The following is a 13,669-nucleotide window of genomic DNA, read 5'->3' as shown; positions in this document are numbered from 1 at the left end:
TGTGAACTGCTCGTTGCTGAGCGATCGGGGGTGCGAGCATGCGAAATCCCGTGCCCGTGCATCCGTCCTCGCACCGCGTCTGTCCCAACTGCGCGTCCGCTCTGGACCTCGATCAGCGCTACTGCGTCGTCTGCGGCGAGCGCCAGAACGAGCTCCCCGCGCGGGTGCGCGAGCTGCTCGGCCTCGAGGCGGCCGTCGTCGTCCCGCCGTACGCCGACCCGCCGCCGGTGGCGGCCGAGACGATCATCGGCGGGTTCCGGCTCCCGCGCCCGCGGGACATGGCCATCGCGGTGCTCGCGGTGCTCGGGTTCGGCGTGGTCGTGGGCACGGCCGTGAGCCCGGCCGCCCAGACCGCGCCGCCGCCCTACATCGTCGCGGTGATGCCGGCGCCCGCCCCCGCGCCCGCGTCGTCGATCGCCGACACGTCGGACCTGCCGGTCGACACCGCGCCCGCGCCGGTGGCCGCCCCGATCGTCGTCTCCGCCCCCGCGCCGGTGGCCGCCGCGCCGGTGGCCAAGCAGCCCAAGACGCCCACGCCGCCCGCCCCGCCCGCGACCTCGACGCTGCCGCCGATCAAGCACGTGTTCCTGATCGTCCTGTCCAACCAGGGCTTCGGCGCGTTCACCGACACGGCCAAGGCGCCGTACCTGGCCAAGACGCTGACCAGCCAGGGCGAGCTGCTGTCCAACTACTACGCGGTCGCCTCGGGCCAGCTGGCCAACGGCGTCGCCCTGATCAGCGGCCAGGGCCCGACGGTGTCGACCACGCAGAACTGCCTGTCCTACACCGACATCGCGCCGGGGACGGTCGACGACGACGGCCAGGTGCTGGGCGACGGGTGCATCTACCCCAAGCAGACGCAGACGATCGGCGACACGCTCGTCTCCGCCGGGCACTCGTGGAAGGCCTACGTGCAGGGCATGGGCACGGGTCCCGACGGCAAGCCCGCCGCCTGCCGCACGCCGCCGGCGCCCGACGCGCCGCCGATCGATCCCGCGACCGCGGCCACCACGCCGCCGGATCCCTACGCGGCCTGGCGCAACCCGTTCGTCTACTTCCACTCGGTCACCGACACGCCGCTGTGCGCCAACAACGACGTCGGCCTCGAGCAGCTGGCCAGCGACCTCAAGACGCTCCCGACCACGCCGAACCTCTCCTACATCGTCCCGGACCTGTGCCACGACGGCAGCGACGAGCCGTGTGCGCCGGGCCAGCCCGCCGGGCTCGCGCAGGCCGACGCCTTCCTCGAGGAGGTCGTGCCGCAGATCATGGAGTCCGACGCCTACAAGGCCGACGGGCTGATCGCGATCACCTTCGACCAGGCGCCGCAGGCCGGGCCGGACGCCGACTTCAGCGCCTGCTGCGACACCCCGGCCTACCCGAACCTGGCCGGCGTGACGATCCCGGTCCCCCCGGCGACGCCGGCGGTCGATCCCGCGGCCCCGCCGCCGGCCGATCCGGCCGCCCCGCCCGCGCCGGCGGATCCCGCGACCGTCGATCCGGCGGCCGTCGATCCCGCGACCGCCGATCCCGCCGCCGCCGTGGACCCCGCCGCGACCGCGACCGCGCCGGTCGATCCCGCGGCCGCGCCGCCGGCCGATCCGGCCGCGACGCCCCCGGTCGACCCCGCCGCCCCGGCCACCACCCCGACGACGACCAGCACGACGCCGGCGACCACGACCCCGACCACCACGCCGACCACGCCGGCCCCAGACCTCGGCCTGCCCACCACGACGACCGGCGGCGGCGGCCACGTCGGCCTGCTGCTGCTGTCCAAGTACGTCACCCCGGGCACCAACAGCGCGTTCAGCTACTACAACCACTTCTCGCTGTTGCGCAGCATCGAGCAGCTGTTCGGCGTCGACGAGCTCGGCTACTCGTCGACGCCCACGCTCTCCACCTTCGACGCGTCGATCTACACGAACCCGACGGGCGAGGCCGCCAAGGAGTCGTGACGGTCAGCTCGGCGCGGTCAGGTAGCCGCGACCGATGGCCAGCGCGACGGCATGGGTTCGGTTGGCCGCGCCGAGCGCCTGGCCCGCACGGCGCACGTGCGTCTCGACCGTCGACTCCGACAGGTGCAGCCGGTCGGCGATCTGCGCGCCGGTGTGGCCGAGGGACACCAGCGCAAGCACTTCGAGCTCGCGCTCGGTCAGCGGCCGGCGCGCGCGGCGCATCGGGCCGTCCATCCTGTTCGTCACCTGACCGGAACGCGCGACCATCCTCGTTCGCGCAAATCTACTCCTCGGAGCGCGTGGGCTCCTACGCGGCGAGCTCGTCCAGCGTGGCCGGGCGGCGCGCGCGAGCGCCGCGCAGCACTGACTCCAGCGCCAGCATGTGGCGCGGGTGGTCCAGGTCGCGCGGGTGCACGTCGAGGCGCAGCGTCGACCCGGCCAGGCGCGCGCAGGCGCGCAGCACCAAGGGCGACGTGGCCCGGACGATCGCGTCCGAGCTGCCCATCCCGATGGCCGGGGCCAGGCGGTCGCCGCTTCCGCCGTGCAGCCGCAGGAGGCCGGCCCACCAGGCGAAGCGGTCGGCCAGGACGCCGCGCAGCTGCGGCGTGTAGGCGTAGGCCGGCGCGACGAAGCCGCGCGGCTCCAGCCCGGCCAGCTTGAGCACCCGCCGGCCCGCGTCGATGGCCCGGCGGGTCTCCTGGGCGTCGAGCCCGGCGAACTCGGCGCCGCCACCCCAGCGGCGCGAGCGCCGGCGGTCGCCGCGCACGTGATGGAAGCCGTGCTGGGCGATCGCGTCGCCGTCGCGCTCGCGATCGGCCAGCCATACGGCCAGCTCGGGCCGGCGGCTGTCGAACGGGTGCAGATCCGGCGCGGGAATCACCAGCAGCGTCACGCGGTCGACGCCGTGATCCTCCAGCCAGTCGCGGATCAGGGCGCAGCGCGTGAAGGTCGCGGGCTCGACGTCGTGCAGGGTGACGGCGAGCCGGCGGTCCATCAGGCGGCTCGCACGCGTCGGACGCGCAGCGCCGGCGCCCCGGGGGCGAGCACCAGCCGGCGCAGATCCTGCAGCTCGCCGCCGATCGCCGCCTGCCACGTGGCGTCGGCGGCCAGCGCGGCGGCCGCGCCGGTGTCGCGCGGCGTGGCCCGGGCCGTCTCGATGGCCCGCAGCATCCCGGCCACGTCGCCGGGCGCGAACGTGTGGGCCAGCGACCCGACCGTGCGCACCGACGGCGCGGTGGCCGAGGCGACGACGCGCGCGCCGCTGGCCGCGGCCTCCAGCCCGACCAGCCCGAAGGTCTCGAACGCGCCGGGCATGACGACGCAGCCCGCGCCGGCGAAGTGCCGGGCCAGCTGCTCGGGCGAGGCGATGTGCGAGCGGAACGTCACGCGCGAGGCGATCCCCAGCCGGCGGGCGCGGTCGGCCAGCCGGTCGGCGCACGGGCCGTCGCCGATCAGCTCCAGCCGCCACGGCTCGCGGCTGCGGGCGGCGGCGTTGAGCAGCAGGTCGATGCCCTTCTCGCGGGCCAGACGGCCGGCGTAGACGACGTGGTCGCCGCGCGCGATCTCGGGCCGCGGACGGAACGCGGGATCGACGCCGAAGCGCAGCGGCAGCGTCGCGGCCCGCCCGGTGTCGTGCCACGGGTCGTGGGTGGCCATCACGGCGTCGACGTCGCGGTAGGCGTGGTGGAACCAGCCGCGCAGCAGCGGCTGCCACGCGCGCGCCGGGCCCGGAAGCCCGTGGGCGTCCAGCGCGGGCGAGGTGTGGTGGACGGCCACGACCCGAGCACCGTCCTGGCGGGCCACGACGTTGACCCCCATGACCGACCAGAACGGGTCGTGCAGCTGGACGACGTCGGCGTTCAGCGACCGCAGCGTGCGCTTCAGCGCGGTCACGCCGATCGGGACGCGGTAGCCGTTGGCGGCGGCCAGCCGCAGCGAGGGCAGCGAGTGCCAGCCGTCCTCGTGGCGCTCCGTCGGGCCGGGCACGACGACGTGGTGGTCGACCTCGGGATCGTGGGCCAGCACCGCGCGCTTGGCGTCCAGGTAGGTGCGGATGCCCCCGGAGCGCTCGCCGTAGAACAGCGCGACGTCGACGACGCGCAGCGGCCGGGCGCGAACCAGGCGCAGCTCAGGCGACACGGCGCCCCTCGTGCGTCGTCTGGGTGGGCAGCACCGCGCGGTAGCCGTCGGCCAGGCGCCGCAGCGCGCTGTCCCACGTGCGCTCGGCCACCGACGCGCGGGCCGCCGCCGCGATCCGCTCGCGGCGGGCCGGGTTGGCGGCCAGCCCGGCGACCGCGTGCGCGAGCACGTCGGCGTCCGGCGGGCAGAGCAGCCCGGTCTCGCCGTCGCGGATGAGGCCGGCCGGACCGCCCTCGGCGACTGCCACGACCGGGAGACCGCTGGCCTGCGCCTCCAGGATCACCTGCCCGAAGGTGTCGGTGCGGCTGGCGAACAGGAACACGTCGGCCGACGCGTACGCGCGGGCCAGCGCGTCGCCTTCCAGCCAGCCCAGGAACGTGGCGTGGCGCCCGAGGCGCTCACGCAGCATGCCCTCCTCGGGGCCGCCGCCGGCCAGCACCAGGTGCAGGCGCGGATCCAGGCGGCGCGCGGCCAGGAAGGACTCGACCAGCAGGTCGGCGCCCTTCTCGCGGGTCTGGCGCCCGGCGTACAGGACGTTGATCTGGTTGGGCGGGAACCGGTCGTCGATCGGCGCCCGCAGATCCGGGGAGAAGCGCCCGAGATCGACGCCGCGATCCCAGCGGCCGATCTTGTCCGCGGCGATGCCCAGCCGCTCGAGGCGCTGGTCGGAGGCCGCGCTGGGCGACAGCACGTGGTCGGCGGCGCCGTAGAACGCGGCCAGCGCCATCGTCATCCCCATCTCGATGCGCGGGTCGGCCGAGCGCACGCCCGCGTAGGTGGCCAGCTCGGTGTGGTAGCTGGCCACGACCGGCAGGCCCATCGCCTTGGCGATCAGCGCCGCCGCGATTCCCGAGGGGCCGGGCGAGCACAGGTGCACGAGGTCGTAGCGGCCGTCGGCCAGCGCCTCCACCACCGAGGGCAGCGCCGGGACGCCGATCTGCAGGCCGGCGTAGAACGGGATGTCGACCTCGGCGACCGCCGGCAGCCGGCGGTCGACGTGCGGGTCGGTGCCGATCACCTCGACGTCGAAGCCGGGCACGCCGCGCTCGCGCAGCTCGTCGATCGTGTGCGTGACGCCGTGCATGCCGCCGATGCCGTCGGCGACCAGCGCGACCCGCGGCGGCTCGCTCTCGCGGGCCACCAGCTTGGCCTTCTCCTTGCCCAGGAAGGCCGCCGCCGGCGCGTAGGGAATTGCCGCGATGCAGGCGTCGAACAGGCCGCCGGCCGCGGCACCCAGGTCCCCGCGCTGCTCGGCGGCGCCGACGGCCACCCCGACCGCGGCGGTGAGCTTGCGCTCGTGGGCGCGGCGGGCCCGGCGGAACAGGTCGGCGTGGGTGATCTCGTCGGACTGCAGCCAGGCCAGCAGGCCCGCCTCGCCCAGGTGGTCGAGATCGACGGCGGCCAGCCAGGCGCGCAGCATGGCGCGGGCGTCCTCAGGTCCCAGGTCGGAGCCGGTCGCGCCGGAGCGCACGTCGCCCTCGCTCAGGACGCGCTGGACCATGCGCAGGACGGCCTGCGGGTCCGGTGCGGCGGTCTCGGAGCCCTTGCCCAGCGAGCGGATGGCCAGTGCCATCGCCGCGTGTGCCCACTTGGCCGCGCTGCCCTGCTCGCCGCGGGCGAGCGCCTGGCCGTGGCGGATGTGCGACAGGAACTCCTGCGGCGTGCTGGCATACGGGGTCTGGGTGAACGTGCGCCCGATGTCGATGCCGGCGTGGTCGTCGGTCCCGCCGACGCCGGTGCCGCCGTGCGTGTCGATGTAGATCGCCGCGGGCGCGTTGAGCTCCCGGGCGCGGGAGCCGTTGCGGACCTCCCAGATCGGGAACAGCTCGGCCAGACGGCGGCGGTGGCGCGCGGTCAGGGGCGCCTCGACCGCGTAGAAGGGGTGCGCCAGCGCGCAGGTGATGTCGCGCTCGTGCAGGTAGGCGGCGGCGCCCTCGACGTCGTCGTTGTGGGCCTGCAGCCAGTCGTGGTCGTCGGGCGTGATGCCCAGGCACAGGACGTGGACGGCCTGGGCCTCGCCCTTGAACCAGACGGTCAGCTCCTCGGAGATGAACACGTCGGGGCGGTCGGCGATCTGCAGGACGCCGTCGATCGTGTCGTGATCGGTGATCGTCACGAAGTCCATGCCTCGCCGCTTGGCCAGCTCGTGGACCTCCTCCGGCGGCGTCGCGCACTCGGGCAACCCCAGAGCGCGCTGGACGCCGAGCTTGGAGAGCTGCGACGCAGTCGAGTGGCAGTGCAGGTCGGCCCGGCTCACGTCAGGGGTCATCGATGCTCCCTGGTTGATAGTCGCTGTCATCAGTTCTCGTAACGGGACTTTTGCCTGCATTGGGCCACCTCCTGTGACCATCCGGGAACCGGTGTGTGACCGGTCTGTGAAGGTCTGCCGCGAACCCGCGGGCCAGCGCGAACCTGGCCTCGTGCTGACGATCGAGCTGCACCAAACGCCTTTCTCGCTGACGGTCCGGCGCGACGAGCGCACGATCCTGCGCCACCTCACCGTCTGGGTCGCCGAGGGCGAGGTCCAGGACCGCTACATCCAGATGACCGAGGGCGTCATCCCCGCCGAGGCGCTGGCCCCGCACGAGCGCGTGTCGGCCGCCGAGGTGTTCGAGCACACCGACGCCGAGGGCACCGTCGCGCTGCGCATGGACGGCGGCCGCCGGGCGCTGCTGCGCTGGCGCGTCGACGGCGCCGACCTCGAGCTGACCCTGGAAGCCGACGGCACGCCGCTGCGCCTGGGCCTGGACTGGGATCCGCGCACCGACGAGCACTTCGCCGGCCTGGGCGCGCGCCACTCGCTGAAGGTCGACCACGGCGGGCGCGACGTCCAGCTGGGCGCCGACCGCCGCTACACCGGTCCCGACTGCCCACCCGAGATGCTGGCCATGGGCGGCATCCCGCAGGGCGACTACGCGCCGATCCCCTGGCTGCAGTCCAGCCGCGGCTACGCGGTGTGGGTCGACACCGACGCCAACGGCTGCCGCTTCGAGCTGGGCGAGCGCACGACGATCTCCACGCGCGCGGCCGGCGGCCCGCTGCGGCTGCGCGTGTTCACCGCGGGCTCCCCCGTCGCCCGCCTGCGCGCGTTCCTGCGCCGCACCGGCCTGCCCGCGCTGCTGCCCGAGTGGGGCTACGGGTTCTGGAAGAGCCGCGACGTCTACGAGCACGCCGACGACGTGCTCGACGACTTCGAGGGCTGTCTGCGCCACGACATCCCCCTGGACGCGATCGTGCTCGACTCGCCCTGGGAGACGAACTACAACACCTGGATCCCCAACCCCGGGCAGTTCCCGGACTTCACCGGGCTGGTCGCGCGCATGCGCGGTGAGGGCGTGCGCACCGTCGTGTGGGTGACGCCCTGGACGAACATCGACTCCAAGGAAGGGCAGGTCCCGCCCGACGCGCTGTCGCGCAAGCTGCACAGCGAGCCCGCGTCCAACTACGCCGAGGGCGCCGAGCTGGGCCACTTCGTGCGCACCGCCGACGGCCAGCCGTGGGTGGCGCGCTGGTGGATGGGCACCGGCTCGCTGGTGGACTTCACCTCCGACGCGGCCGAGCTGTGGTGGCGGCGCCAGGCGGAGTCCGCACTGGCGCTCGGCGTCGAGGGCATCAAGGCCGACGACGGCGAGGGCTACTGCATCCCCGACGACGTCGTGCTGGCCGACGGGCGCACGGGCGCGCAGGCGGCGTGGGCGCTGGGCGGCCTGTACCGGCGCTCGATGCGCCGCGCGCTGGAGGCGGTCCATCCGGGCAAGGGCGTCCTGTTCGGGCGCTCGGGCTGGACCGGTCAGCAGGCCGACGGGATGCTGTGGGGCGGCGACCAGGCCTCGGACTTCTGGTCGCTGCAGACGCTGGTCGGCGCGACGGTCAGCGGCGCGGCGTCCGGCATCTCCAACTGGTCGCACGACGTCGGCGGCTACCTCGGCCATCGCCTGGTCGAGCGCTGCCCGCCCGAGCTGCTGGTGCGCTGGGTGCAGCTGGGCTGCTTCACGCCGTTGATGCAGGCCCACGGCCGGCTGCCCCAGGAGCCGTGGACCTACGACGCGCACGTGCTCGACCTGTATCGCGCCTACGTGCTGCTGCACGAGCGCCTGGTGCCCTACATCCGCGCGGCGGCGGCCACCGCGACGCGCACCGGCCTGCCGATCATCCGGCCGCTGTCGCTGCTGGACCCGGGCGGCGCGCACGCCTGGGGCGTCGGCGACGCGTTCGGCTTCGGGCCGGCGCTGTGGGTCGCGCCGGTGCTCGAGGACGGCGCCCGCGAGGTCGAGACGGTGCTCCCGCCCGGCCGCTGGATCGAGTCGTGGTCGGGCGCCGAGGTCGACGGCGGGCGCACGCTCACGGTGACCGCGCCGCTGGAGCAGATCCCGGTGTGGGTGCGGCGCGGCGCGCTGGTCGTGACGCTGCCCGCCGACCACGTGGCCGGCGGGCTGGGGGACGTCCCGGAGGCCGAGCGGCCGCTGGAGGCGACGCTGTGGGGCCGGCCGGCGCTGGGCCGGGCCGGCGCGCGCCTGGCCGACGGCACGGTCGTGCGCTGGCGTGAGGGGCGCGGGTTCTCCTGCTCGGTCGCCGGCCGCGAGCTTGTGACCGCGGTGCGGTAGCCAATACAGTTCCGTCTCATGCGGGGGAAGACGATTGCGGCGCTGTGCGCCGCGGCCGTCGCGCTGGGAGCGGGAGCCTCAGCCGCGTCGGCCGAAACGGTGTGGACGCTTCGGGCTGCCGGCGCGCCGCCGGGCAGCCAGATCCTGTGGCTGACCCAGTTCGCCAAGCAGCAGCCGACGCTGACGGTGGCCAAGGCGGGCGTCAAGGAGCAGACCTGGAACCTGGTCAGCATCCCGGGCCACAGCATCGTCGATCCGCAGTTTCGGATCGTGAACCGGGCCACCGGGCTCTGCCTGGGCGTCATCGGCAATGGCGACACGCGGTACGGCCAGTTCATCTATCCGATGAGGTGCCAGTACGTCGACGAGTTCGCGACCTGGCAGCTGGTGATCCCGACGCCGTCGCGCACCTTCGGCCCGGTCCGCCTCCCCACGGCCACGAGCACGCAGCCCTACCTGCTGCGCAACGAGGGCTCCCAAGAGTGCCTGACCGTGCCCGGCGGCAACTTCATCCCGGACATCAGGCTCGACAACACCGATCCCTGCGCGAAGTACGAGTCGACCCAGTTCTGGCGGCTGTCGCGGGGGGAGATCTAGGCGGTAGCGCCCCGCGGCCATTGTCAGCCTGGCGTCGCTATGCGACGCCCAGCTGACAATGGGGCTCGGTGGAGAGCGGAAAGGCGCCAGAACCCGCGGCGGGTGGCGTCGCGGACACGACCCACGCGCCTTCGCTGCCCGTCGTACACGCCGCGCGCCGCCCCCGCGCCAACGGTCAGCCCGCCGCGCGCGCTGCCTTCAGATACGCGCGGTGCCGGCGGGCGAACGCCGCGGGCTTCTCCGCGTAGACGCGCGCGCCGATGGCCAGCGCGCGACCCTCGAGCTCCGCGCGGCGCAGGTCGATCGCCGCGACGACCGGATCCAGGTCCACGGCCAGCCGCGCGCCGATGCCGTCCGCGCCGGTCAGCTGGTCACGCAGGACCGCGAGGTCGTGGTCGTCGCCGAGCAGCTCGCCGAGCTCGTCGAGCTCTGACGCCTGCGCCTTGAGGACGCCGGGCCAGGCGTCGCGCAGCAGCCGCTGCTCGTACCAGAGGTCCTTCACGCGCTTGCGCCACTCGTGCAGCTGCTCGGCGTCGGCGCCGCGGCGCGTGGCCCGCAGCTCCGCGCGGCCCTGGCGGTAGGAGCGCTCCAGGCCGGCGATCAGCGTGTCGACGTCCAGGCGCCGCAGCGGCCAGTGCTCGATGCGCGCGGCCAGCGCCTCCAGGTCCGCCGTCGCGGCGGCGAAGGTCTCGTCGTCGACGGCCCCGCCGGCGCCCGCCGCGGCCGTGAGCTCGGCGTCGATCGCGGCGAACGTCGTCTCGGGAACCTGCCCGACGCTGCGCTCGCGCAGGTCGTCGGCCACCTCGACGAGCACCGCGGCGTCGCGGGCGCCCGACAGCCGGCGCGCGGTCTCGCGGATGGCGGCGTTCTCCGCGCGGCGCACCCGCGGCTTCAGCGAGGGCGACACGAGACGCAGCAGCGCGCGGAGCTTCTTGGCGTCCTTGCGCATGTCGTGCACCGCGGTGCCGCGATCGTCGCCTTCGCGCAGCGCGGCGACGGCGTGCTCGACCCGCTCGTGCGCCACGGCGCGGACCGCATCGGACACCGGGACATCGAGGGCCAGCCGATAGCTCATGGCCATCGGCTGCCCCAGCCGCAGCGGCGCGAAACGCGCCTCAGGCGGCGGCGGCCGGCGCGACCCGCTGGCCCAGTGCCTCGCGCGCGGCGGCGGCCAGCGCGAGCGGCTCCTGGCGCACGCCCGCGCCGATCTCCAGCATCAGCGGGGCGTCGTGGGCGACGAGCGTCGGGGCCAGGCGCTCCCAAGGGAGGTTGCCGGCGCCCGGCACCAGATGCAGGTCCAGGCGCAGCGGGTCCACGCCGGGCGCCTGCAGGTCATGCCGGCGCGTGCCCAGGTTGTCGTGCACGTGGAACAGCCCCACCACGTCGGCCACGGGCTCCAGCAGCCGGCCCGCGTCGGTGCGCCGCAGCGCCGCGGCGATGTGCGCGTGACCGCAGTCGAACAGCATCGCCACCGCCGGGTGGTCGATCCGGCGCACGAAGGCGGCGACCTCGCGGGGGTCGTGGCACACGCGCGGCGGCGACGGGTAGACCGGCGCGAGGTTCTCGACGCAGACCCGCGTGCCGATGCGCTGCGCCTCCTCCGCGAAGCCCGCGATCGATGCCTCCTCGAGCTCGATGCGCTCGGCCACCGCCCGCGCCGACAGCGCGTCCTCGGCCGAGCGGAAGTTCAGCCCGTGGTAGACGACGAGCTCGGCGCCGGCCTCGCAGGCGTAGTCCAGCAGCCCGGCGAACGCGCGGTCGTGCAGGTCGGTGCCCGCGCTCAGATCGTCGGGGCCGTGGATCAGCAGGCGCAGCCCGGTGGTGTCCAGCGCCGCGCGCAGCGCGCGGGCGTGGCGCCGCGTCGGCTCGCGCTCGGCCAGCATCGCGATCGGCGGCGTGTGCACCTGGACCCAGGCGAAGCCGGCTGCCTCATAGCCCTTCAGCAGCGGCGGGGTCGGCCACGTCTCCCGCGGCACGTTCAGGCCGAGCCGCCCGTGGATTGGGGGATCTCCTTGCATGACACCGTGAGGTTGCCCTGCAAACCCGCCACTTCCGTGAAGAGGCGGTGAAGCGCGGTCAGATCGTGCCGACGAACGCGGCCGGCGCCTTGCGCAGGTTGCCCGAGCCGCCCTTGCCGCAGGAGAAGCCCACCTTGCGGCCGTTGACCTTCGTGAACGGCGCGTGGGCGAGAGCGCACGACCAGCCGCTGGAGCCCTGCGGCCCGCCGCTGCTGGTCGCGAAGTGGGCGGCGACCTCCTTGGCCACGGCGCAGCTGGTGCCGCGCAGCACGACGATGTGCGTGTTCGTGCCCGAGAAGCTGATCGCTCCGCAGTCGCGGGGCTTGGCGGACGCGGGCGAGGCGACGACGACGGCCAGCAGGCAGACCGCGGCGAGGGTGGTGAGAGCGACGCGCATGGCCGGGGCCTACCCGGCGGCGACCGACTCCCACTCCTCCATCAGCGTCGCCACCTTCTCCTTGGCCTGCGCGTGGCGCTGGGTCGAGCGCTCGGTCCCGGTCGGCGAGGCCCAGGCGCTGGGGTCAGCGAGCTCCTGCTCCAGCGCGGCCAGCTCGGCCTCGGCCTGCTCGATCTGGCGCTCCAGCGCGGCCTGCCGCTTGGCGCTGTTCTTCGACCGGCCGTTGGTCGCGGCGGCGGCGGGCTTGGCGGCGGCCGCCTTCTGCTTGGCCTTGGCCACGGACTTGGCCTGCTTGGGCGCGTCCTCGCGGGCCCGGCGGCGCTCGAGGTAGTCGCTCCAGCCGCCGGCGTAGGAGTGCAGCGTCCCCTCCTCGACGGCGATCGTGCGCGAGCCCACCGCGTCGAGCAGCGCGCGATCGTGGGAGACGAGCAGGAGCGTCCCGGAGAACTCCGACAGCGCGTCCTCGAGCGCCTCGCGGCTCTCGATGTCCAGATGGTTGGTGGGCTCGTCGAGGATCAGGACGTTGGCGCCGCTCTGCACGAGGATGGCCAGCGACAGGCGTTGGCGCTCGCCGCCCGACAGCGCGTTGGCGGGCTTGTCGCCCTCCTCACCGGTGAACAGGAAGCGCCCGAGCAGCGCTCGCGCCTTGTTCTCGTTGAGGCCCGTGGCCCGCTGGGCCGCCTGCACGACGGTGCCGGTGTCGTCGATCGTCTCGGCGTGCTGGGCCAGGAAGGCGACCTGCACGTTGTGGCCGGTCGAGAGCTTGCCCGCGTCGAACTCGCGCTGGCCGGACAGCGCCTTGACCAGCGTCGACTTGCCCGCGCCGTTGGCGCCGACCAGCGTGACGTGCTCGCCGCGCTCCAGCCACAGCTCGCCGTCGTCGACCAGCACCCGGCCGGGGACCTCCAGGCGCGCGCCGGTGAGCTCGTAGACCACCCGGCCCGAGCGCTCCGGCGGCTTGAACGAGAAGCTCAGCTCGCGGTTGTCGCGCGGGTCGCGCTCGATCCGTTCGATCTTGTCCAGCGCCTTCACGCGCGACTGCGCCTGGCGGGCCTTGGACGCCTTGGCCCGGAAGCGCTCGACGAACGCCTCCATCCGCTCGATCTCCTTCTGCTGCTTGTCGATCGAACGGCCCAGCGCCAGCTCGCGCGCGGCCTGCTCGCGCCGCCACGCATGCCACGGCCCGGAGAAGAAGCGCGTACGGCCCGCTTCGATCTCCAGCACCGCGGTGCCGACGGCCTCCAAGAACCAGCGGTCGTGGGCCACGAGCACGATCGCCGTGTCCATCTGGACGAGCTGCTGCTCGAGCCACTCCAGCGAGGCGATGTCGAGGTGGTTGGTCGGCTCGTCGAGCAGGAGCAGGTCGGGCTTGGCCACGAGCACCCGGGCCAGCGAGCCGCGGGTCAGCTCGCCGCCGGAGAAGGTCGACAGCTGGCGGTCGAGGTCGTCCTCGTCGAAGCCCAGGCCGCGGATCGTGGCCATCGCCTGCTCGCGCCAGGTGTAGCCGCCGCCCGCCTCCAGGCGGCCCTGGGCGCGGGCGTAGGCATCGAAGGTGGCCTCGTCCATCGCGCCGCCGGCCATCGCGTCCTCGAGGCGCTTGAGGTCGGCCTCGATGGCGATCAGCTCGGCCGCGCCCGACAGCACGTAGTCGCGCAGCGACACGTCGCGCTCGCGGGGCGGGCGCTGGTCGTGCAGCGCCACCTTGGCGTTCTTCTCCAGCACCAGGTCGCCGCCGTCGATCGTGGCCTCGCCGGCCAGCATGCGCAGCAGCGTCGACTTGCCTGCGCCGTTGCGCCCGGCGATGGTCAACCGGTCGCGGCGCTCCAGCTTGAAGCTGACGCCTCGCAGCAGCGGGGCGCCGGCGACGTCCTTGCGCATGTCGGAGGCGATCAGCACGGCCATACGTCCATGGTAGGAACGACTTACCGCCGATCAGGGATACGACCTGAGACAGCGCTG

General features: G+C 74.3%; 11 protein-coding genes. 3 read left to right on the top strand and 8 right to left on the bottom strand.

Features of this window, described 5'->3' with window-relative positions:
- Positions 1 to 50 precede the first annotated feature (50 nt).
- Positions 51 to 1,955 carry an alkaline phosphatase family protein gene (locus ACZ5UI_RS01095; protein ID WP_464193325.1) on the top strand — a complete coding sequence of 635 codons (1,905 nt, stop codon included), beginning with the start codon at positions 51 to 53 and terminating at the stop codon, positions 1,953 to 1,955.
- Positions 1,956 to 1,958: 3 nt separating this feature from the next.
- Here the strand turns inward: ACZ5UI_RS01095 and ACZ5UI_RS01090 are convergent, their stop codons facing one another.
- The 4 genes from ACZ5UI_RS01090 to ACZ5UI_RS01075 form a co-directional block, all read right to left on the bottom strand.
- Positions 1,959 to 2,177, bottom strand: a complete 219-nt coding sequence (locus tag ACZ5UI_RS01090; protein ID WP_464193323.1) for a response regulator transcription factor — start codon at positions 2,175 to 2,177, stop codon at positions 1,959 to 1,961.
- Between the two features lie 85 nt (positions 2,178 to 2,262).
- Positions 2,263 to 2,949 (bottom strand): DUF2334 domain-containing protein, encoded by a 687-nt coding sequence (locus ACZ5UI_RS01085; RefSeq protein WP_464193320.1) that lies wholly within the window; start codon positions 2,947 to 2,949, stop codon positions 2,263 to 2,265.
- Entirely contained in the window at positions 2,949 to 4,094 is a 1,146-nt protein-coding gene (locus tag ACZ5UI_RS01080) for a glycosyltransferase (protein ID WP_464193318.1), read from the bottom strand. The genes ACZ5UI_RS01085 and ACZ5UI_RS01080 overlap by 1 nt, the downstream gene beginning before the upstream one ends.
- Entirely contained in the window at positions 4,084 to 6,363 is a 2,280-nt protein-coding gene (locus ACZ5UI_RS01075; protein ID WP_464193316.1) for a glycosyltransferase, read from the bottom strand. Before ACZ5UI_RS01075 ends, ACZ5UI_RS01080 begins: the two co-directional genes overlap by 11 nt.
- 151 nt (positions 6,364 to 6,514) lie before the next feature.
- Between ACZ5UI_RS01075 and ACZ5UI_RS01070 the strand changes: the two genes are divergently transcribed.
- The gene (locus ACZ5UI_RS01070; protein WP_464193314.1) at positions 6,515 to 8,698 is read left to right on the top strand and encodes a glycoside hydrolase family 31 protein; all 2,184 of its coding nucleotides are present in this window, start codon (positions 6,515 to 6,517) and stop codon (positions 8,696 to 8,698) included.
- 18 nt (positions 8,699 to 8,716) lie between these two features.
- Positions 8,717 to 9,295, top strand: a complete 579-nt coding sequence (locus ACZ5UI_RS01065; RefSeq protein ID WP_464193311.1) for a hypothetical protein — start codon at positions 8,717 to 8,719, stop codon at positions 9,293 to 9,295.
- 175 nt (positions 9,296 to 9,470) lie between these two features.
- Here ACZ5UI_RS01065 and ACZ5UI_RS01060 read toward each other — a convergent pair whose 3' ends face one another.
- The 4 genes from ACZ5UI_RS01060 to ACZ5UI_RS01045 all read right to left on the bottom strand — a co-directional run bounded on the left by ACZ5UI_RS01060 (position 9,471) and on the right by ACZ5UI_RS01045 (position 13,612).
- Positions 9,471 to 10,370, bottom strand: coding sequence for a CHAD domain-containing protein (locus tag ACZ5UI_RS01060; protein WP_464193309.1), 900 nt, complete (start codon positions 10,368 to 10,370; stop codon positions 9,471 to 9,473).
- A 40-nt stretch (positions 10,371 to 10,410) separates the two neighbouring features.
- Positions 10,411 to 11,271 carry a sugar phosphate isomerase/epimerase family protein gene (locus ACZ5UI_RS01055; RefSeq protein WP_464193307.1) on the bottom strand — a complete coding sequence of 287 codons (861 nt, stop codon included), beginning with the start codon at positions 11,269 to 11,271 and terminating at the stop codon, positions 10,411 to 10,413.
- Between the two features lie 100 nt (positions 11,272 to 11,371).
- Positions 11,372 to 11,710: a hypothetical protein gene (locus ACZ5UI_RS01050; RefSeq protein ID WP_464193304.1), complete on the bottom strand. Its 339-nt coding sequence runs from the start codon at positions 11,708 to 11,710 to the stop codon at positions 11,372 to 11,374.
- Positions 11,711 to 11,719: 9 nt separating this feature from the next.
- The gene (locus tag ACZ5UI_RS01045; RefSeq protein ID WP_464193302.1) at positions 11,720 to 13,612 is read right to left on the bottom strand and encodes an ABC-F family ATP-binding cassette domain-containing protein; all 1,893 of its coding nucleotides are present in this window, start codon (positions 13,610 to 13,612) and stop codon (positions 11,720 to 11,722) included.
- Positions 13,613 to 13,669: the final 57 nt, after the last annotated feature.

The organism is Conexibacter sp. JCM 18997, assembly GCF_055391915.1.
This window is presented reverse-complemented; position numbering and strand designations above follow the sequence as displayed.